Origin of the sequence: Pedobacter sp. SYP-B3415 (assembly GCF_004138205.1) — a bacterium.
Lineage (GTDB): Bacteria > Bacteroidota > Bacteroidia > Sphingobacteriales > Sphingobacteriaceae > Pedobacter.
In genome coordinates this window covers 38120-58053 of sequence record NZ_RXNQ01000022.1, presented here as the reverse complement: position 1 = coordinate 58053, position 19934 = coordinate 38120, and the positions used below count along the sequence as shown (strand labels likewise).

Annotated in this window: 19 protein-coding genes; 8 read left to right on the top strand and 11 right to left on the bottom strand. The window is 47.3% G+C overall.

The genetic code is table 11. The features are described from left to right. The first annotated feature begins 5 nt into the window (after positions 1–5). Both EJV45_RS08975 and EJV45_RS08970 read left to right on the top strand, forming a co-directional pair. Positions 6–761, top strand: a complete 756-nt coding sequence (locus EJV45_RS08975; RefSeq protein WP_129715339.1) for a bifunctional 2-polyprenyl-6-hydroxyphenol methylase/3-demethylubiquinol 3-O-methyltransferase UbiG — start codon at positions 6–8, stop codon at positions 759–761. After that, on the top strand, positions 758–2287 hold the full coding sequence (locus tag EJV45_RS08970; RefSeq protein ID WP_129715338.1) for a rhomboid family intramembrane serine protease: 1530 nt from the start codon (positions 758–760) through the stop codon (positions 2285–2287). Before EJV45_RS08975 ends, EJV45_RS08970 begins: the two co-directional genes overlap by 4 nt. On the opposite strand, the gene EJV45_RS08965 is transcribed toward EJV45_RS08970, so the two are convergent. The 11 genes from EJV45_RS08965 to EJV45_RS08915 all read right to left on the bottom strand — a co-directional run bounded on the left by EJV45_RS08965 (position 2284) and on the right by EJV45_RS08915 (position 11282). Further along, entirely contained in the window at positions 2284–3183 is a 900-nt protein-coding gene (locus tag EJV45_RS08965; protein ID WP_129715337.1) for a sugar transferase, read from the bottom strand. The genes EJV45_RS08970 and EJV45_RS08965 overlap by 4 nt on opposite strands. A gap of 54 nt (positions 3184–3237) precedes the next feature. Continuing rightward, a complete protein-coding gene (locus EJV45_RS08960) occupies positions 3238–3999 on the bottom strand; it encodes a class I SAM-dependent methyltransferase (RefSeq protein WP_129715336.1) in 762 nt (253 codons plus the stop codon). 11 nt (positions 4000–4010) lie between these two features. Continuing rightward, a complete protein-coding gene (locus EJV45_RS08955) occupies positions 4011–4655 on the bottom strand; it encodes an FkbM family methyltransferase (protein ID WP_129715335.1) in 645 nt (214 codons plus the stop codon). Further along, a complete protein-coding gene (locus EJV45_RS08950; RefSeq protein ID WP_240755234.1) occupies positions 4652–5290 on the bottom strand; it encodes a hypothetical protein in 639 nt (212 codons plus the stop codon). Before EJV45_RS08950 ends, EJV45_RS08955 begins: the two co-directional genes overlap by 4 nt. Before the next feature lie 31 nt (positions 5291–5321). Continuing rightward, positions 5322–6674, bottom strand: coding sequence for a flippase (locus EJV45_RS08945; protein ID WP_129715334.1), 1353 nt, complete (start codon positions 6672–6674; stop codon positions 5322–5324). Positions 6675–6714: 40 nt separating this feature from the next. After that, positions 6715–7254, bottom strand: coding sequence for a DinB family protein (locus EJV45_RS08940; RefSeq protein ID WP_129715333.1), 540 nt, complete (start codon positions 7252–7254; stop codon positions 6715–6717). Further along, on the bottom strand, positions 7254–7967 hold the full coding sequence (locus EJV45_RS08935; RefSeq protein ID WP_129715332.1) for a DUF4476 domain-containing protein: 714 nt from the start codon (positions 7965–7967) through the stop codon (positions 7254–7256). Before EJV45_RS08935 ends, EJV45_RS08940 begins: the two co-directional genes overlap by 1 nt. A gap of 45 nt (positions 7968–8012) precedes the next feature. After that, positions 8013–8708, bottom strand: coding sequence for a YjjG family noncanonical pyrimidine nucleotidase (locus tag EJV45_RS08930; RefSeq protein WP_129715331.1), 696 nt, complete (start codon positions 8706–8708; stop codon positions 8013–8015). A gap of 35 nt (positions 8709–8743) precedes the next feature. Beyond that, positions 8744–9388, bottom strand: a complete 645-nt coding sequence (upp, locus tag EJV45_RS08925; RefSeq protein WP_129715330.1) for a uracil phosphoribosyltransferase — start codon at positions 9386–9388, stop codon at positions 8744–8746. Next, the gene (locus EJV45_RS08920) at positions 9369–10718 is read right to left on the bottom strand and encodes a polysaccharide deacetylase family protein (RefSeq protein ID WP_129715329.1); all 1350 of its coding nucleotides are present in this window, start codon (positions 10716–10718) and stop codon (positions 9369–9371) included. Before EJV45_RS08920 ends, upp begins: the two co-directional genes overlap by 20 nt. Before the next feature lie 78 nt (positions 10719–10796). Then, positions 10797–11282 (bottom strand): DUF6702 family protein, encoded by a 486-nt coding sequence (locus tag EJV45_RS08915; RefSeq protein WP_129715328.1) that lies wholly within the window; start codon positions 11280–11282, stop codon positions 10797–10799. 133 nt (positions 11283–11415) lie between these two features. Here EJV45_RS08915 and EJV45_RS08910 point away from each other — a divergent pair, with 133 nt between their 5' ends. From EJV45_RS08910 to EJV45_RS08885, 6 genes are all read left to right on the top strand, one after another. Then, the gene (locus tag EJV45_RS08910) at positions 11416–11994 is read left to right on the top strand and encodes a HupE/UreJ family protein (RefSeq protein ID WP_129715327.1); all 579 of its coding nucleotides are present in this window, start codon (positions 11416–11418) and stop codon (positions 11992–11994) included. 13 nt (positions 11995–12007) lie between these two features. After that, positions 12008–14362 (top strand): M1 family metallopeptidase, encoded by a 2355-nt coding sequence (locus EJV45_RS08905; protein ID WP_129715326.1) that lies wholly within the window; start codon positions 12008–12010, stop codon positions 14360–14362. A 72-nt stretch (positions 14363–14434) separates the two neighbouring features. Beyond that, positions 14435–16477 carry an excinuclease ABC subunit UvrB gene (gene uvrB / locus EJV45_RS08900; protein ID WP_129715325.1) on the top strand — a complete coding sequence of 681 codons (2043 nt, stop codon included), beginning with the start codon at positions 14435–14437 and terminating at the stop codon, positions 16475–16477. Then, on the top strand, positions 16477–16686 hold the full coding sequence (locus EJV45_RS08895; protein WP_129715324.1) for a YwbE family protein: 210 nt from the start codon (positions 16477–16479) through the stop codon (positions 16684–16686). The genes uvrB and EJV45_RS08895 overlap by 1 nt, the downstream gene beginning before the upstream one ends. Before the next feature lie 126 nt (positions 16687–16812). Beyond that, a complete protein-coding gene (locus tag EJV45_RS08890; protein WP_129715323.1) occupies positions 16813–17067 on the top strand; it encodes a DUF4834 family protein in 255 nt (84 codons plus the stop codon). Positions 17068–17235: 168 nt separating this feature from the next. After that, on the top strand, positions 17236–19737 hold the full coding sequence (locus EJV45_RS08885; RefSeq protein WP_129715322.1) for a hypothetical protein: 2502 nt from the start codon (positions 17236–17238) through the stop codon (positions 19735–19737). The last annotated feature ends 197 nt before the right edge of the window (positions 19738–19934 follow it).

Sequence of the window (19934 nt, the reverse complement as noted above, 5' to 3'; positions counted from 1 at the left end):
CAGGCATGAGCAATCTGCTGACCGACAGAAAATTTTGGGTAGACTATTGGGAGCGCAAAACCGGCCTGGCCATGCCGATTCCGGAAAAATATCTTTTTCACAGGCAGCTAAAAAATCTTATAACCGGTCGTGAGATCAGATCGGCGATAGAATTGGGCGGATTTCCCGGGTATTATGCCGTTTTTCTAAGGAAGTACGCCGGGGTGGACGTAACGCTGCTTGATTATTTTGTGCACCAGCCAATCGTGCATGATCTGCTTACCGTAAACAACCTGGCCGATACGGATATCAAAATAATTGAAACCGACCTTTTTCAATACCAGCCAGAAGCACAGTATGATCTGGTTTTAAGCTGCGGTCTGATTGAGCACTTTAACGATACTGCCGATATCATAAGAAGACACATTGCGTTTCTTAAACCGGGCGGTACTTTGTTTATCACACTCCCAAATTTTCATGCCCTGAACGGCTGGTTCCAGAAGACATTCGATAAGCCGAATTTTGATAAACACAACCTCAACAGCATGGATCCTAATTTGCTGGCCAGCGTCTGTCATGAGGCCGGTCTTAAAAATGTCCAGTCGTCTTATTTTGGCAAATTCAGTATCTGGTTTGAAGGAGAGCATGAAAAACCGCTTTTTGCCAGGATGCTGAAGAAGCTTACCTGGGTATCGGGTAAAGTGCTGACAAAAATATTTCCCTTCGAATCAAAAAAGCTGTCGCCATACATTATTTTAGTGGCTCAAAAGCCATCTGAATGAACGTAAAGTGGGGGTACTCCCCAAAAACAGAGAAATATGTACCGCTCGGTGATTTTTCTCCTGAACGCTATCTCCTCGTTGCGAAAATGGCAGCGGAAAATCTTGGCTGGAAAATCAGCTATCTTTCTTCTTCAGGACTGATCGCCTATACCGGGCTGTCCTGGCAATCGTACAGCGAAGAGATATCAGTTCGCATTTATGGAAATTTTGCAGTTATAAAAAGTGAATGCATCGGGGTGCAGATGCTTTTTAACGACTACGGAAAAAATGAGGCGAACCTGCGCCGGTTTTTTGAAGATTTTGAATATGCAGAATTTCACCTTTGCGCAGATTGGGACGAACACATCAGGCAGTTCCGGGAGCATGCGTCCACACAGGATCCGGATTATTTTGAGCAGGCACCCCTTCGCGTAAAAAACAGGATTAAAAACGTGTTGCAGCTCTTTGTGCCGCAACGCGGATACGTTGTAACACCGGTTCTGATTATTCTTAATACACTTTGTTTTGGTGTCAGTTTCCTGTTGCTCCTCTACAGGCTGCAGCAGGATCCGAACATGCATTTGTTTCCTGAAAAGATCAAGTGGTTTTATCTGCAGCTCGGCGCCAACAACCGAGAGCTGGTGCTGGCCGGCCAGGTCTGGCGGCTGGTAACATACCAGTTTCTGCATGTTGGCATTTGGCATTTGTTTCTGAATATGTTCGCCCTGTCTTATACGGGGCTGATGGCTGAAAACAAAATGGGAAGCATCCGTTTCCTGATCATTTTCCTTCTTAGCGGCATTTGTGGAGGCATGGTTAGTGTGGCTGACCATGAACATATTTTCATGCTTGGTGCATCTGGTTCCATCATGGGCATGTTCGGCGCTTTCCTGGCCCTGATTCTAAACAAGGCTTTTGAAAAGCATGCAAACCAGGCGCTGCTGATCAGTACGGCGATTGTCTGTGCCTTTATGCTGTTGAACGGCCTGCGTTCGCACCAGGTGGATAATGCAGCACATTTCGGCGGGTTTATAAGCGGCTTTATTTTTTCATACCTGCTTGATGAACGCGCGCGACTTACCGGTGCCATGAAGTTAGGGCTAAGGTATACACTTGTAGCCTTCCTGGCCATTTCCTTTATTGCCCTGATGTATGTGAAGGTTCCTAAGTACGATACGGCCGAATTCAGAAAACTTTCGATTGTATTTACAGAGAACATCAGAAGCTTTAACCGGCTATACCGGCCTGCGGCAGATATGGACCGGGCCGAAAGGCTCAGGCTAATCCGGGAAAACGGTATTGAGGCCTGGCAGAAGAATACTCGTATTGTTGCTGAAATGAACCGTCTTACGCTGAACAAAACTACTGCAGTGACATGCCGTTTATTCACGGCGATTACACCGCGGGCGCTCCGTGCAAGTGAGCTGCTGTATAAGGAAGCTGCTTCAGAATCTGCTGCTTACCGGGGCGAAATCAATCGCCTGTTCCAGGAGATCAATCAGCTGCGTTACGACGCCGGTACAGAGCTTGGAAAGATTCAGGATTAAGCCGTTTTTTCTTTAATAAACCGTACCAGGCGCTGCCAAAGGTTTCCCTTACGGTGTTTCAGAAAGTGCCTGATTTGCCGGTAAGCGGCTTCATTTTCTTCGATGTTTTCCGGAAATGAGCTGATCGGTTTTGGATTGATCACCACATTATAAATGTCATTCATGCCCGAATGGATACCGGAGCCGTCGTGCCCGATGTTGTTAACCAGCGATTGCGAGGGATTCAGCGTGAGTCCGCCGCGCAAAAAGATCGAAGCATACCACCGTATTGCCCAGGAATTATTTTTTCCCCGTTTGAAGTCTTTCATCTGCTTCCAGAAATTCATGCTATGCTCGATAGAAAAAGCATTTCGTTTTGCGGCGTCAAACCGGGGAATAAGTTTGTCGATATCCGGCTCAAAATAATCCCACGCCCGCTTCCAGGTTGCCCAGCCCCAGCTGGTCGCTGCGCGGTAAAAAAAGGTTTGAGGTAAATCTCCCTGTCCGAGGGGATACATATAAGCGCCCACATGCATGACCTTATCTTCGTTCCGGTACCGGCTCAGTGCTTCATTAAAATACACTAAGGTGTGCGGCGAGCTGACCAGGTCGTCTTCAAAAACGATCACTTGTCCGTATTTCTCGCAAAGTTCGGTAACGCCCGAAATGACCGAGCGCGCAAGTCCCATATTTTCCTTACGAAGCACGACCTGTACAGACCTGAAGCCTTCTGCTGCCTTTATGATCTCACGAACTTCCGCTACTTTCTCGTTATCGGCAGGACTTTTTGGTCCATCAGAAAATATAAATAGCCGGCTCTCTTCTGCCAGCGAATTTTGCTGCAGGAATTTGAGCGTGCGTGCGGTATGCACCGGACGGTTATAAACGAAAAGTGCTATTGGGGCAGGATTTTGCATGACTGGTTGGGCGTGCTTCAAAAATCGGGCTACAAGGGCCGGAAGCGGTGTTTCTTAAAATATTTTTAGGTTTTGCGCAGATTTGGTTGTCAGAACGGTGTAGGCGTTTGCAAAGGCCTCCTGCTTTTTTCTTCCCAACAACTTGCCCGTGAGGAGCTTCAGCCGGTATTCAAGCGATATTTTTAGCCTTGACAACAGTGTATTCGGCTGCTTCAGTATTTGAAAGCGTGCAAATGAAATTATTTCAGGCGCAGCAACCGAAGTCTTGTCGGCTATAATTTCAAACCCTTCAGTTTTCAGGAGGAAGCGAAGCGAGCTGGGCGTATAAACATTAATGTGTCCATAATCCAGAAAGTGTTTCACCTTTTTATCTACATCGAACCGGTAATCTCGCGGAACTTCGATACAAAGATGTTTTGACACGCGTTTAAGTTCGCGTAAGAGCGGCCGCTCATGCTCCACATGTTCGAGTACGTGTGCCAGGATACACAGATCAAAATGGTTATCAGGGTAAGGAATTGTGTAGCCATCAAAAGCACGGGCATCTTTTAACCGGTTCAGTTTGCGGCGCAGGATCTTTTCCACACCGCTGTCGGCTATTTCCAGCGCATAAAGCTGTGGTGCAAAATTCCAGGTGTCCAGGTAATGAAGAATGCTGCCATCGCCTGCGCCCACCTCCAGTACCTTTTCAGGGCGGATACCTTTGCATACGTCTACAATATTGCCGGCCTTATGGCGTGCACCAAGCATGCGCCACGCTTCATCATTATTGCTGTAGAAGTCGTCGTATGCTTTTTTTACATCGGTGCTCAGCATGGGGGGTATTGCTAAATATTCAGGCAGTTGCTGCTTTTATAGAAGACGGTTGTACACTTTGATACAATCACACCGGGTGCCATACCGCTAAACGGAAGCTCTTTAAAACCCTGTGCCTTCAGAAATTCTATTCCGGCAGCATACTTCTCACGTTCGGAATCATCCAGAACGATTACACCGTCTTCAGTAAGCGATTGAACGGCCTGTCTGCAGCAGTTTACACGGTCGCGGCCGTCGACAATGATGAGGTTAAACCTGCGACCTGTGGTTGTTGCGGTTCTGCAATAGGCGCCGTCGTTTTCGAGCGCGCAATAGATGATCTCTGCATTTTTCAATCCGATGGCAGCAGACTTTTCAAACCAGGGTTTGTCGTGCTCTACCGCTGTTACCGAAGCCGCGTTGCGTGCGTAAAAAATGGTGGAATTTCCCGATCCGAACTCAAAAATGTGGTGTTCCGGTCGTATCCGTGTTTTAATAAAATCGATAAATGAGTAGGTAACCCAGGGAATTGCAGCTCCGTGTTCATCTATAGCTGACTTAGTTTCGTAAGCCTTAAACCAGCCTTTTTCAGCAAGATAACCCTTGAATCCGAGCGAAAGCAAAACCTTTAATTTCGTCGGACTTAACAGGCTTAAAGGTGATAGTGTATTTTTCAATTTGCTGTTTTTATACCGTCAACAATAAGCGATGAATAGGCTATAGGTTCATTGAACCGTTTGTCGAAACGTCGTGAGCGGAGTATATGGCCGTCTTCACTGTTCCAGTCTTTGTAATGAAAAACGTGATTTTCATCATAATATTCCAGCAGTGTCACCTCAAAGCCGGCTTCTTTCAGCGCACTGGTCAGTTTCGGGTAGGTATACAGAATTTTATGGTCATGCGCACCTTCGCCATAGCCGCCGGGCTTCACCATATTGATGTAATCGGGATTTGAGTGAAAGCCATCGGGTACTGCGATGCGGATCCGGCCGCCTTTTTCGAGGTAGGCATAACAGTTTTGGAGCGCTTTGACACCCTCGTCATATGTTAGGTGCTCGAAAACATGCTCGGCAAGAAAACGCCGTGCCTTTTTTCCCTGAAAAAGATGCTCAAATGAGCTTTGACTGAGCAGGTTTAACTGTTCAATATTTGTAGGCAGCCAATTTGGATAGTTAGTAGTATGCGAACCAATGATCACGTTGATCTCTCCCGTGCTGTTTCTTATTGTTCGTCTGTGCTTCTGAAGCGTCAGCAGGTTAAGTGGTTTATACAATGCCGTTCTGATTGCCGTCTTTATCGCTTTAAATGTCATTTTTGTCGCTGGATCGGGTAAAATTAAGATTTTATGGTTTAGGTTGTTTTAAAAAACCAAAAGCTTTCTGAACCAGGGTAATGAGGAACAGTGATTTCAGCATCATTATAGCCTGCTTATGCGTGGAGGGAAGAAAAATGAGAAAAAAAGTTGCTGTGAAGTAAGCGGCAAGCGTTGACATGGCTGCGCCCATCATGCCATATACAGGAATCCAGATTATATTCAGACAGACATTGACAAGCGCGCCGGCAGCGGTACGCACAATGGTGAGCCTGGTAAAGCCTTCGGCGATCAGATATTGCCCGCTGGCCACCGCAAGGAATGTAAAAACTCCCGCCCAGATATGAACCGACAGAACCGGCGCACCTGCCCAGAATTCGGGCTTGTCATGCCAGACAATGCGGTAAATGTAGGGTGATGCAAAAGTCATAAAAATGGCCAGGGCCAGGCTGATCCAAACCATGAGGTCGTACATGTTCTGCAGACGGCGCTGGTAACGCTGAGGATCGTCGCGCCGGGCGTTCATTATGGCAGGAAATACGGAGGTTACAATAGCGACGGGAATGAAATACCAGCTTTCGCTAAGCGTAACGACCGTTGAGTAAACCCCAAGCGGAGCCGGCCCCATATAGGCTTCTATCATAAGCTGGTCGATCTTCATATAAATCGATACCAGGACAGCTGAAAAAGCGAGCGGCCAGGAGTTGCTGATCAGGCGGCGAGCCAGTCTAGCATCAAACTTCCAGCTAAACAATGAACCGACCTCGCGCCTGTAAAAATAGATATACCCCGCTGCCAGCAGTACGGCGTCGAAGAGCACGGCATAAATAAACCAGCTCAGCGGCATATCATTCAGAATAAGCAGTAGCTTGACAAGGGCCGACGCGATATTGCCAAATACCTGGACCATCATGACCCATTTGCCTTGTACTTTCGACTGAAAATAACTATCAAGCACATTGAAAGCCTGGGCAAGTCCGACAAGGCCTGTTATGATAAAGTAGTCCGCAGGAGTTTCTGTGCCATACCTGTCGTTGTAAAAAGCATAAGCCAGCCAGATCAGGGGCAGAACAAGCAGTGCACCGCCGACTTTCATGAAAAATGATGTGCCGAGCAGTCGATCCCGTTCATCGGGCGTGCGAAGAAGTTCGCGTGTGATGAAGCCATCCAGACCCAGGGCGCCGATGGCAATAAAAAACGATGTAAAGGCTACCGGGAAGTTCAGCATGCCGTAATGTTTATCGCCCAGATAATTCGACAAGGCAAAACCGACAAAAATTTTAATGGCAAGGCTCCCGACCCGCGCCAGCATAAGCCAGCCTGTATTCTTAAAATACTTTGTTAGAGCCTCCTGATCAAAACCTTTTATGGCGGGTATCTTCATGCGTTGTGCCTGATCTGTCTGACGGCAAAGATGTGAATTTTTATAGGTTTTTCTTTCTGCCCGCTTCCATGGCGATACTTCTCTCAATTCTTAAGAGCTGCTTTTGGTGATGCCGGAGATGTATCCACATAAACCGAAGCCATTGCGCGGCATTAAAATAGCCAAGCCGCGGATGCTTGGTTTTGATATCGGCGGGCGCACGTTTTAGCTGCGGCAAAGCCTCATCCAAAGCTTTCAAGAATCTGTTTATCAACAACCGGGCTTCTGCAGGTGAACAGCTTCTCGAACGTTCAGCCAGCATTCCGGGCATTTTATAGCGACCGGGAGGCAAGGCCCCGAAGAATAAGATCAGTTTTGATATAAAAGGGGTTTCACGTTTCTTTCCATCACCTCTGGCGCAATCAAGCGCCGTCTGTAAAGAGAGAAGGCTGGCATCAAAAATATGCCAGAAAACTTCTGACCGGCTCCAGCCTCCGTTCAAGGGTTTACGCTCAAACGATGTGTCGGCTGTCTCATCGAGCACCTGTTGATAAACCTGCACCGATGATTTAATCTTCTGATATGTAGCTGCAACCGTCATTAGGGGCTGTTGCGTATAAAGTTCAGAAGATTTTCACGCTCTGAAGAAAAACTCAGAAACGATTCGAGTGAATGGGCGTTCTGTTTGTCTGTGAGCCTCGGATAAACTGATTTGATCAGGGCAAGACGTTGCTCGCTAAAGGAAAAGACTTTGAGTACCTGAGCCAGTTGCTCTGTGTTTAGCCAGACGTTTTTCAGGGAAGCTTCGGCAACCTGGCGTTTTTCCTTGTCAAAACCTTTTGCTTTCACGCCGCTGACCAGAATCTCCAGGTCACGCGACGACAGATGCTGGCCGCGCCCGGGCCCTTCGCCTCTCTCAGGCCGCCCCGGAACGATACCCGTGTTGTAATTCACATAGGCGTTCCAGTTATCGAGGGCATATTGGTTATTGCGGAAAATCGAAAGCTGATCCTGCGGGCGAAGTTCTCCGGAAGGAAGCAGCGTCAAAATAAGCCGCACACCGGCCGGGACGGAAACGTTTCTGCGGATGACCGGACGGTTTGCCTGACTAATGGTGAGCGCAACAGAATTGCCGACGTCAAAAAATCTAAAACGGCCTTTTGATGAACTCATACGTTCGCCATTGGCAGATATGGTTAGTTCGCCCGGGTCCTGAACCGCTATAAAAACTTCTGAATAATCGCTGCGGTACTGCGACCGGACAAAAAAAGGCAGCAGAAGCAGCACGAGTGCTGTGATAAATTTTATCTTCATGGTGTGTTGTTTGGTACCTTAGACGCGATAAAAATCATGCCGTTGCTAGAACCGTAACAAAAGTTCGCGCAGGTGATAAATCTCATCACTGACATCATCCGGTTTTTCGAGCCGGTTCGGATTAAAAAAGATGGCCTTCATGCCGAAATTCTGTGCGCCGCGAACATCGGCTTCGATGCTGTCGCCGATCATGATGCTTTCTGATTTACCGGCGCCCGCTACCTTTAGCGCATGCGCAAAGATGCCTTCATGCGGCTTGTTCACACCTACATCTTCTGATATAAAAATATTCTGAAAGTAAGGGCTGAGCGCGCAAACCTGCATCTTGGTCAATGTGGTTTCTTTAAAACCATTTGAAATAATATGCAGCTGATAGCGTTCTTTCAGATAACTTAAGACATCCAGGGCAGATTCGAACAGGTTTGTCTTTGTCGGGCTTATCCTAACGTAGTCGTGTTCGAAACTATCAGGGATGCGTTCTGGCTGCATGCCCAACTGCAAAAATGTGCTGGAAAAGCGTTCAGCGCGAAGTTGTTCCTTCGAGATCTTTCCTAAATGGTAATCTGTCCAGAGACGGTGGTTGTTTTCGGTATACAGGCGGATAAATGCATCACAATCCTTTAGGCCCAGAAGCGCCAGTTCATGTGTCTTGTACAGCTCGCGGAGTGTTTCTTCTGCGTTCCTGTCAAAGTCCCAGATGGTATGGTCGAGATCAAAAAAAATATGCCGTACTGCATTCATCCTGCAAAGGTAGTTTTTAGCGCCAAACTGTCGAATCAGATCTTGGTACCGAATGCCAGATCGCCGGCATCGCCCAAACCGGGAACGATATAGGCTTTGCTCGTCATTTCATCATCTATGGCGCCCACCCAGATCTTCGCCTTCGGCAGATGGGCCCTTACGTATGCGATGCCTTCGGTGCTTGCAATTGCCGATACCACATGCAGTTCACCGATCTTCTGACCGGCTATCAGTTCCTTACAGCATAGAACCATGCTCATGCCGGTAGCAAGCATCGGATCGGCCATAATTACCGTCCGGCTCGTCAGGTCTGGGGAGGAAATGTGCTCCAGTTTGATCACAAAACCACCGGATTTGTTATTCTTACGGTAAGCGGAAACAAATGCGGAATCAGCCCGGTCAAAGATGTTCAGCAAACCCTGGTGAAGCGGAAGGCCGGCGCGCAGAATGGTCGCCAGGACCGGCTGGGCCATAAGGCGCTGACAGGTAGCCGTTCCCAGTGGTGTCTGGACATGCGCGTCGGAAAATCCCATTTCTTTGCTGATTTCAAACGCAAAAAATTCGCCCAGCCTTTCCATATTCCGGCGAAAGCGCATGCTGTCCTGTTGAATGACGTTGTCGCGCAGTTCTGAAACAAATACGTTTGCAACAGATCTTGTTTTACTGAGATTGAAGACCATTGGCAGGTTTTTGATTAATCATATTTCCCGCGTAAGCGAGAATGGCATCGTAAACTTTTTTCCAGCCCTTCCACTTCCTGTTTTCTGAAACGCTTTCATTGTGCCACAACATACAGAATGTGCCGCCGACAGCTTTTACCCGGTCAATAAGCAGCCGGATGTGGTCAATAGCTGCGTCCGGGTCCAGCTTCAGATAATCGCGAAGGGCAAGGTCCATAACCGCGAAGGGGTGAACCTTCAGGTTTGATTCTTTTTCCAGCTGCAGGTCATACCAGAAAAAGGGCGTGCAGGTGCCAGCCCTGAAACCTGTAGCTGATGCATACCCCATGCTGTAATCGTTTCTGATACCGGCTCGGAGCAGCTTCAAATACGTTTGCGGCAGGTGGAGCCGCAGAAAATGCTGCCGCGAGTTAACCGGTTTCTCTTCAATGATCTGCTCAAGAACAGACATTTCTTCAGCTATTTTACTCTCCTTATTATTCGAGGAATAAGACGGGTGAATGCCTACGGCGGCATGTTTAGCTGTTTTTCTGATCAGCGACCGGTACGCACGGTCTTCGGGATGAATGTTTACGTCGTAGCGGTTGTTTCTTTCACGTGCCAGGAGGAAAAAGAATACGGGCTCCAGGCCATATTCCGTATGTCGGCGGTGCAGGTATTTATAGGTATCGAAGGGGTCTGCATGCCGTCCCAGGCCTGCGTTAACAAGCCCGAGGACGCGCTCTTTGTCTAATTGCAGCGCAGCATTGAGAAAACGCCGCGCATTTTTAAATAAGCCGTTTGATTTGTAATAGAAGGCACGTTCGATATCAATTGTAGGCACTATACTGAATTCGCGCTTGCCAAATTCCATCCGGCTGTCGTGTTCGAGCAGAATTTTCCTTAGCAGCAGGGCCCATTCGTCGATGACGGGTTGCTGAAGCAGGTCGAGTTCGTACTGCAGGCTGAGTTTTGCGGGAAAACGCAGGTGCTCATCGCCCTCAAATACGAGATATTCTTCATAACGTGTAATAAAATAGAACGAGGCTGCAAAAAGATCAAAGGGCAAGAGCCCGCTTCCTACCGGGAAGGGCACCTTTTGATCTCCAAACATCACTTTTTTAATGGTTACCGGGTCGGTTTTTTGAGAAAGCAGAAATGGCGAACGTTCAAAAAACGGCTCATTGCCAAAGGGTTTGTCCGCATAGCTGAGTTTCGGGCCGTCATATGTAATGAACTCGTTGGCTGTAGTGGTAAAATTCAGCTCTGTCTTCAAAATATCTTTGAAGATAAAGTTAAAGATGTACCTGATCCTCGAGGTTACAACCGGAGTATACAAAAGTATCTGCATCGGAATATAGATTGCTGCTGCGGGCATATAGCCTGCAACACTTCCTGTGTACAAACAGCGTGAGGCGGAAAATGTTGGCTAAAAAACTGTTACCAACTGTTTATCCGGGAAAAGCAGTTTGGCACTTTTTCGTGTACCACCGGCAAGCACATGAATAATGTTCAACTGATCGTCAAAAAGGTCATATAAAATGCTGTTGCGGGTTTCGAGTTTTTTCAGCGCAGTTATTCCAGGGACCTCAAAATAGGCGATCACGGCCTCATGATCGGTTTCGAAGCCAATATAGTTAAGACGCAGCGGTTTACCATCCGCCGAGAGGCGAAGGTTTTCATCAACATACCGTTTTATAAGTTCGTCCATCTGCCTGTGCATGGCGGCAGAAGAAAGATCAGTCTTTCTGCTGTATTTTCTGGCCAGGATATTTTCAAAGTCGTCTGTAAACACCCTGACAAGTATCTCGAGGCTTTTTTCCCTGGAATTGAGGCTCACTTCGGTCGTACTTACGTGCAGCGGGTGCCGCCCGGCAGGCATATTCCCGGATGGAGCCGGCAATATAAAGGCCATCAAAAATGTGTAACAAAATAACAGGGAAAATTGCATGCGTAACCCTCTTCGATCTTAAACGCTGGGTTTTACAAAAAAAAGGCTTTAATTTTAAACTTTCAAACTTATTATCCTTCATTTCCCCGCGTTTGCTATGCAAGACTTTTTATTTTATTTCAAACTTGGCTGGGAACACATTATCAGCGCCGATGCGCTTGATCATCAGTTGTTTATCCTGGCACTCGCGGCTGTCTATGTTTTCAGGGAGTGGAAGCAGGTGTTGATTCTGGTTACTGCATTTACGATCGGACATTCGCTTACGCTGGCCCTGAGTGTACTGGATGTGATCCGTTTCAGTACGGCCTGGGTCGAATTTCTCATTCCCTGTACTATCTTCATCACTGCTTTAGTCAATCTTTGGTGGAAGCCGGGAAAGAGCCGAAGCATGCGCACAAATTATTATCTTGCATTGCTGTTCGGCCTTATTCACGGAATGGGTTTTGCGAACTCAATTCGTATGATGCTGGCAAGCGACCAAAACCTGGGCTGGGGCCTCTTCGGTTTTAACGTTGGCCTGGAAGTTGGGCAGGTTGTTTGTGTAGCAATTATCTTAATTTTGACACAGTTATTCACGGGTGTTTTTAATATAAAACGACGTGATTGGATATTTTTTGTTTCTTCAGGAGTATTTGCTATCGCCTTTAAGATAGCGCTTGAGCGAATGCCCTTTTAGCCGGTTATAAAACATGATAAAAAAGTTTACACTGAGCATTTTGCTCATGGCTTCTGCCGCTGCTGTTGTGGCGCAGAATATAAAGAACAACCCTGGCAGTAATCACGGCAACAGCTTCGAACAGCTGGGTACCATTCTGCCGACACCAAATGAACAACGCACGGCCAGCGGTGCGCCGGGCGCTAAGTACTGGCAGCAGCGAGCCGACTATAACATCAAATGCACCCTGGATGAAAAGAAACTACTTTTAACGGGCTCTGAAACGGTTACGTATTTTAATAATTCTCCTGATCCGCTGGATTACATCTGGCTGCAGCTCGATGAGAATGAACATAGCAGCGTGAATAATGCAAATTACCAGTCATCTACACGCCTGCCGGCCCAGATGGAAGTGAAGGCGCTTGAGCGCGCGCTGACACCTGCCGGCGATAATGGTTACGGAATCAAAATTCTTAAACTGACCGATGTGCAGGGAAAGACCCTGTCTTATACGGTAAACAAAACCATGATGCGTATTGACCTGGCAACGGCACTTAAACCGGGGCAGCAGTTCGTTTTCAACCTGCAATGGAGTTATAAGATACCAGACCGGATGACTTTTGGCGGCCGCGGAGGATACGAGTTTTTCCCGGAAGATAAGAATTACCTGTTTACCATGGCACAATGGTTTCCGCGGTTATGTGTTTACAGTGATTTCCAGGGATGGCAGAATCATCAGTTTACCGGGCGGGGCGAGTTTGCGCTGACGTTTGGAAATTACAGGGTTCAGATGACTGTACCTGCAGATCATGTAGTGGGGGCTACCGGCGAATGTGTTAATTACAGCGGTGTTCTCACGCCCACGCAGCTGACGCGCTATAACAGGGCAAAAACAGCTAAAGCGCCCGTCGAGATCGTAACCCTTGCTGAAGCGAAGGCTGCAGAGGGTAAACGGGTTACCGGAACCAAGACCTGGGTATTTCAGGCTAACAATGTGCGCGATTTTGCCTGGACCTCGTCAAGAAAGTTTGTCTGGGATGCCATGGCGCAGCCTATTGAAGGCCGGAACGTGATGTGCATGAGTTTTTATGGCAAGGAAGCGTATAATCTGTACAGCAAGTTTTCAACCCGAGCCGTTGCGCATACCATCAAAACTTATTCTGATTTTACCATTCCTTATCCGTATCCGGTTGCACAAAGCGTCGAAGCGGCTAATGGGATGGAATACCCGATGATCTGTTTTAACTACGGGCGTACTGATAAAGATGGCACCTACAGCGAATCTACAAAAAACGGCATGCTGGGTGTGGTAATTCATGAGGTTGGCCACAACTTTTTCCCGATGATCGTAAACAGTGACGAGCGGCAGTGGACGTGGATGGATGAGGGATTGAATTCATTCGTGGAATACCTGACAGAAGAACTTTGGGACAATAAGTTCCCGAGCAAAAAAGGTCCGGCGCACACCATAGTAGATTACATGAAGCTGCCGAAAGATGATCTGGAGCCCGTAATGACGAATTCGGAAAACATCGTTAAGTTCGGTCCGAATGCCTATTCAAAACCGGCCACAGCATTAAACATTCTGCGTGAGACGATTATGGGGCGCGAGCTTTTTGATCATGCATTTAAGCAGTATGCACGCCGCTGGGCCTTCAAGCATCCTACACCTGCCGACCTGTTCCGTACCATGGAAGATGCCAGCGGTGAGGACCTGGACTGGTTCTGGCGCGGCTGGTTTTACAGTACCGATGCCGTTGATATCTCGCTGGATTCCGTAAAGTTTGCAAAAGCAGATGTCGATCCGCGGATTCCCGGTGCAAGAACCGTCATGTCTAAAATAGATAAGCCTGCTGTAAATGCGTTTGAAGATATCTCGAAGGTTCGTAACCGGGAAGACAAAAACCTCAGATTCTATACCGACCGGGATACCGCTGCGCGCGATTTTTACTGGAAATATGACCGGGGTATTATTCCATATACAGAGAAAAGCGTCAGGCAGGAAATTCCCGTGCAGGTTGAGCAGCTGACTGAAGCCGAAAAGACGCAATACAAGGATAAATACTTTTACGAATTGTCTTTTGGCAACAAAGGCGGTTTGGTGATGCCGGTTATTGTTCAGTTTACGTACAAAGACGGAACAACCGAAATTGACCGGATACCGGCGCAGATCTGGAGGCTGAACGAGAAAACAGTTTCAAAATTTTATGTAAAAGACAAAGAGGTAACGGGCATTTTGATTGACCCGATGCGTGAGACGGCCGATATCGACGAGGCGAATAACAGGTGGGGCGGTGATTCGAAAAAATCAAAGCTCCAGCTGTTCAAAGAGCGTTCGGGCGCGGTGCGCGGCCAGTCTTCAGGATTGAACCCGATGCAGGCGCTGTAAAACCTAAACCTTCGAGGTTTCACAAACCTTCGAGGTTTCACAAACCTCGAAGGTTTAGATAACATTTCCAATATGAAATTCAAAATCGTATCAGATTATAAACCAACCGGCGATCAGCCTTCAGCCATAAAGCAACTTGTTGAAGGTGTAAACCAGGGCGAGCATTACCAAACGCTGCTGGGTGTTACCGGTTCGGGAAAAACATTTACCGTTGCAAATGTGATCCAGGAAACACAAAAACCCACGCTTATCCTGAGTCACAACAAGACGCTCGCTGCGCAGCTGTACGGAGAATTCAAACAGTTTTTTCCTGAAAACTCAGTTAACTACTTCGTTTCTTACTATGATTATTATCAGCCGGAGGCTTTTATAGCCTCTTCAAACACCTATATTGAAAAGGATCTGGCTATTAATGAAGAGATTGAGAAACTGCGGCTGCGTACCACCTCGTCATTGATTTCAGGAAGACGAGACATTATCGTGGTGTCATCTATCTCCTGCATTTATGGTATGGGGAATCCTGAAGATTTTTCACGGTCTGTTTACCGCTTCGGCGTTGGCACGCGGATATCCAGAAATGCATTTCTGCACAGCCTGGTCGAAATTCTTTATGCCCGCACAACGAACGACTTTAAACGCGGTACTTTTCGTGTAAACGGCGATACAGTAGATGTATTTCCGGCTTACCTGGACACCGCATACCGCATTTCGTTTTTTGGCGACGACATTGAAGAACTGAGCGCTATTGATCCGGTAACCGGCAAAACGGTAGAAAAACTTGAGAACATAGCCATTTATCCGGCTAATCTGTTTGTAACGCCAAAAGACCGTTTTAACCAGAGCATCTGGGGCATTCAGGAAGAACTTGAAGTTCGTAAAAAACAATTGATCGATGACAAAAGGCTTCTTGAAGCCAAAAGATTGGAAGAGCGTACCAACTTCGATATTGAGATGATGAAAGAACTTGGGTATTGCTCAGGTATTGAAAATTACTCAAGATTTTTTGACGGTCGAACGCCAGGTATGCGTCCTTTCTGCCTACTGGATTATTTTCCGGACGATTACCTGATGGTTATTGATGAGAGTCACGTAACCGTACCGCAGATCAGGGCGATGTACGGCGGTGACCGTTCCCGAAAGATTTCGCTTGTCGACTATGGTTTCAGGCTGCCTGCTGCGCTCGATAACCGTCCGCTGAATTTCACAGAATTTGAATCGCTGGCCCCGCAAACCATTTATGTCAGTGCTACGCCGGCCGAATACGAATTACAGAAATCTGAAGGCGTTGTGGTCGAGCAGGTGATCCGTCCAACAGGCCTGCTGGACCCCTTAATTGAAGTACGGCCCGCAATTAATCAGGTAGATGATTTGCTTGACGAAATCGATAAGACAATCAAACAGGGCGATCGCGTACTCGTTACGACCCTGACCAAACGCATGGCTGAAGAGTTAACAAAATACCTTGACAGGCTTAATATTAAATCGCGATACATCCACTCTGAAGTGAAAACGTTGGAGCGGGTGGAGATTCTGCGTGGCCTGCGCCTCGGTGAATTTGATGTATTGGTCGGCATTAACTTGCTGCGGGAAGGGCTGGATTTACCCGAGGTTTCACTCGTGGCCATTCTTGATGCTGATAAGGAAGGTTTTCTCCGGTCCGAACGTTCGCTGATTCAGACCATCGGCCGGGCGGCCCGAAATGACCATGGCCGGGTGATCATGTATGCTGACGACATCACTGAGAGCATGGAAAAAACGATCGAAGAAACAACCCGCCGACGCGAGAAGCAGATTGCCTATAATACAGAGCATGGCATCGTGCCAAAAACTGTAGGGAAGAGCCGGGAGGCAATTCTGGAACAGACTTCGGTGCTTCAATTTTCAGGTGAGGAAAAGAAACGGGCGAAGGCCTATGTTGAGCGCGACGAAGTGAGCATCGCCGCCGACCCGGTCGTGCAATATATGGGCAAAGCCGAAATGCAGAAATCTATCGACAGTACGCGTAAAGAAATGCAGAAGGCGGCGAAAGATATGGATTTCCTGCTGGCTGCCCGTCTGCGCGATGAGATGTATGCGCTTGAAAAAGTATTTTTGGAAAAATTTGGTAAGAAATAATGAACGGACAAAACCGAAAAGACATTTATCCGGGCCTGCTGGTCGATATCATCCTTAAAAAGGACCAGCGCAGCGGAGAGCTGACCCGCGGTATTGTGAAAAACCTGCTTACCTCTGCGCCTTTCCATTCCCGGGGTATTAAGGTTCGCCTTGAAGACGGGCAAATAGGCCGAGTAGCGGCAATCCCCGATCAGGACGAAGACTTTTAATACAAGATTTTGTACCTTGCAATGCTTGCCGGCTCTGCCGGGATTTGTAAAAACAGTGCAATTATCCAGGCCTGAAGAAACATCGCGATTTTTTCACCGTCTATATTTGTAACAACCCACAGTACAATGGCCCTTATTAAATTTTTATTCATAGCAATCGTCATCCTGTATATTATTCGTCTGCTTGTGCGTTTATTATTGCCTATGTTGTTTTCCAACATGGCCTCCAAAATGCAACAGGCAGCCAGTCAGCAACAACAACAGCGCAGTAACCCAAACAAAAAGCCCGAGGGTACGATGTCTATCGATTACATCCCGCCACAGCCTCAGGGAAAGGCAGATAAGCTTGGCGATTTCGTAGATTATGAGGAGATCAAATAAACGCGGCAAAGCATGCCGGCAGTTCGGGCTAGGTTAACAAGTTGTTGAACAAGCACGCATTATTCTGAAAGCCAAGGCTTTTCGTCCTGCCTGGCCGCCCAACCTTTTTTGTTTTTTATCTGGCCTAATTTTCTATTTTTGGAGTCTTTAAAATTCAAACAAAGCTCCATGAATAACTGGCTGAAGAAAAATGGCATCCACCTGGCCATTGTTGCGTTTTTTGTAATCATCTGTTTTGTCTATTTCAGTCCTGTGCTGCAGGGCAAGGCACCCTCGCAGGGAGATGTGCTTCAGGCTAAGGCTATGGCCAAAGAAATCATGGACGTTCGTGCCAAAGATGGCGAAGGACCACTTTGGACCAATCAGATGTTTGGCGGTATGCCAGCATTTCAGATCTGGGTAAAATACCCAATGAACATTACAACGTACGGTATCGATGTAATTAAAGGTCTGTTCCCCGATCCGGTTGGCACCGTTCTGTTGTACCTTTTGGGAGCGTATTTTCTCTTTTGTGTATTGAGGGCTAATCCCTGGCTTGCTGCCGCGGGCGCTATTGCATTTGCGTTCACCTCATACAACTTTATCATTATTTCTGCCGGTCACAGCAACCAGGCACTAACCGTGGGCTTTTTTGCACCGATACTGGCCGGTATTATTCTTACCCTCCGGGGAAGATACCTGCTTGGCGCCAGTTTGACTGCATTGTTCCTGGCATTGAACATTCGTGCCAACCACGTGCAAATGACGTACTACTTTTTTATGGCGCTGCTGATCTATATTGGCATTGAGATCTACCATGCTTATAAACAGGGCCGTCTTAAAGAATTTGGCAAATCGTTCGCATACCTTGCTGCCGCCGGTGTAGTTGCGCTGCTGGTCAATGCAGGAACGCTTTGGACAACCTACGAGTACAGCAAATACACCATTCGTGGTCAGGCCAATCTCAGCCGCCAGGGTGAAGCTGCAGACCATGGTTTGACCAAAGACTATGCGTATGCATACAGCCAGGGTGTAGGCGAAAGTTTCACTGTGCTGATCCCCAACCTATACGGCGGTGCGCCAAATATTGATAAGATCGTAAAACCGGAATCAAAAACCTACAAAACGCTGCAGGGCATTACCGGTGGTGATCCAACGCAGGCTATATACCAGCTTTACCAGAACCTGGGTTTCCAGCAATACTGGGGTGACAAGCCACTTGTAACCGGTGGTCCTTACTATTTTGGAGCCATTATTTGCATGCTGTTCGTTTTCGGACTTGTTCTCGTAAAGAACCGCTTGAAATGGTGGGTACTGGGAACAACCGTCCTGTTCTTTCTCCTGTCATTTGGTGGCAACTTCCCGCTCATATCAGATATCTTCTTCGACTATGTTCCGCTGTATAACAAGTTCAGAGCGGTCGAGTCCATCCTCGCAGTTGTCGGTCTTCTTGTCCCCATCCTTGCCGTACTGGCTGTACGCGAAGCGCAGGAAGGAAAATACGATGAAAAATATTTGTTAAAGAAATTGTACATAGCCGGTGGCATTACAGGCGGGTTTACGCTGATTGTTCTGGTTCTGCCTACTTTGCTTTTCAGCTTTACCAGTGCTAACCATGAGCAGGTTATCTCGGCTTTAACACAGATGGCAGGCAATGACCGTGGCGTTGGAACCAATATCGCCAATGCGCTTGTTCAGGACCGAATTTCTATTGCCCGTGAGGATGCACTGCGCACGCTCATATTCCTGGTTATCGGCTTCGGACTGACCTGGGCGCTGATCAAACGAAAACTGAAAAGCGAAATCGCGCTCATTCTCCTTGCCGTCACGATCCTTGTAGACATGTGGCAGGTAGACCGCCGTTACCTGAACAACCAGAATTTTGTTGCAAAATCTTCTCTTCAAAATCATTATGAGCCACGGGATGTAGATAATTTTATCATGGCAGACAAGGATCCAAACTTCCGGGTAATGGACCTGTCTTTGGGCAACCCCTTTTCTAATGTTGAAGCATCTTACTTTCATAAAACTGTTGGCGGGTTCCATGCCGCGCGTTTGATGCGGTTCCAGGAACTTGTTGATCATCAGTTTTCAAAAAGCATAAACCAGGATGTGCTGGATATGCTGAACACAAAATACATCATAACCCGTAACCCTGAGAATGGGGCCTACGGCATGCGCCGGAATGAAACGGCCTGCGGTAATGCATGGTTCGTGCAGAGTGTGCAGTATGTAAAGAATGGTGATGAGGAGATGAAAGCCATCAGCAGCTTCAATCCGAAGAATGAAGCCATTGTAGATCAACGTTTCAAAAAGATGCTGGAAGAAAGAAAGGTTGGCACACCTGATGCCAATGCTTCTATCAAACTGGAAAGTTACCATCCCGACCATCTCGTTTACAAATACAGCACAAGCAGGGATATGGTGGCCGTGTTTTCAGAGATCTATTACGATAAGGGCTGGAAGATGTATGTAGACAACGTTGAAAAACCATATTTCCGGGCTGACTGGTTACTGCGTGCTGCAGTCCTGGAAGGCGGCAACCACACAGTTGAATTCAAATTTGAACCGACATCTTATTATGCCGGTGAAAAGATATCCTTGTTTGGTTCGATATTGCTGGTTGGCGGTCTTGCCTTCGCCATTTACAGCGAACAAAAAAACAGGAAACGCGGCACTGAGGTAAGATAGAAGGACATCAGGGCGGGCAGCCTGCACAATTATTTAATCAATATTTAACACCCTGTTCAACAGGGTGTTTTAGTTTAGTGTGCAGGTAATTTTTACATTATGCCCGAATTGTTGTTTTTCTGCGCCGTGCTGGTCATCGTCATTTATTTTTTCAGCCCGTTTGAAATGATCCTGGATGAGGAAGACGATTAAAGATT

Excerpts from the sequence above, each read along its gene's own strand:
- EJV45_RS08975 (WP_129715339.1), top strand. The coding sequence starts at position 6 with ATGAGCAATCTGCTGACCGACAGAAAATTTTGGGTAGACTATTGGGAG.
- EJV45_RS08970 (WP_129715338.1), top strand. The coding sequence starts at position 758 with ATGAACGTAAAGTGGGGGTACTCCCCAAAAACAGAGAAATATGTACCG.
- EJV45_RS08965 (WP_129715337.1), bottom strand. The coding sequence starts at position 3,183 with ATGCAAAATCCTGCCCCAATAGCACTTTTCGTTTATAACCGTCCGGTG.
- EJV45_RS08960 (WP_129715336.1), bottom strand. The coding sequence starts at position 3,999 with ATGCTGAGCACCGATGTAAAAAAAGCATACGACGACTTCTACAGCAAT.
- EJV45_RS08950 (WP_240755234.1), bottom strand. The coding sequence starts at position 5,290 with ATGACATTTAAAGCGATAAAGACGGCAATCAGAACGGCATTGTATAAA.
- EJV45_RS08945 (WP_129715334.1), bottom strand. The coding sequence starts at position 6,674 with ATGAAGATACCCGCCATAAAAGGTTTTGATCAGGAGGCTCTAACAAAG.
- EJV45_RS08940 (WP_129715333.1), bottom strand. The coding sequence starts at position 7,254 with ATGACGGTTGCAGCTACATATCAGAAGATTAAATCATCGGTGCAGGTT.
- EJV45_RS08935 (WP_129715332.1), bottom strand. The coding sequence starts at position 7,967 with ATGAAGATAAAATTTATCACAGCACTCGTGCTGCTTCTGCTGCCTTTT.
- EJV45_RS08930 (WP_129715331.1), bottom strand. The coding sequence starts at position 8,708 with ATGAATGCAGTACGGCATATTTTTTTTGATCTCGACCATACCATCTGG.
- upp (WP_129715330.1), bottom strand. The coding sequence starts at position 9,388 with ATGGTCTTCAATCTCAGTAAAACAAGATCTGTTGCAAACGTATTTGTT.
- EJV45_RS08920 (WP_129715329.1), bottom strand. The coding sequence starts at position 10,718 with ATGCAGATACTTTTGTATACTCCGGTTGTAACCTCGAGGATCAGGTAC.
- EJV45_RS08915 (WP_129715328.1), bottom strand. The coding sequence starts at position 11,282 with ATGGCCTTTATATTGCCGGCTCCATCCGGGAATATGCCTGCCGGGCGG.
- EJV45_RS08910 (WP_129715327.1), top strand. The coding sequence starts at position 11,416 with ATGCAAGACTTTTTATTTTATTTCAAACTTGGCTGGGAACACATTATC.
- EJV45_RS08905 (WP_129715326.1), top strand. The coding sequence starts at position 12,008 with ATGATAAAAAAGTTTACACTGAGCATTTTGCTCATGGCTTCTGCCGCT.
- uvrB (WP_129715325.1), top strand. The coding sequence starts at position 14,435 with ATGAAATTCAAAATCGTATCAGATTATAAACCAACCGGCGATCAGCCT.
- EJV45_RS08895 (WP_129715324.1), top strand. The coding sequence starts at position 16,477 with ATGAACGGACAAAACCGAAAAGACATTTATCCGGGCCTGCTGGTCGAT.
- EJV45_RS08890 (WP_129715323.1), top strand. The coding sequence starts at position 16,813 with ATGGCCCTTATTAAATTTTTATTCATAGCAATCGTCATCCTGTATATT.
- EJV45_RS08885 (WP_129715322.1), top strand. The coding sequence starts at position 17,236 with ATGAATAACTGGCTGAAGAAAAATGGCATCCACCTGGCCATTGTTGCG.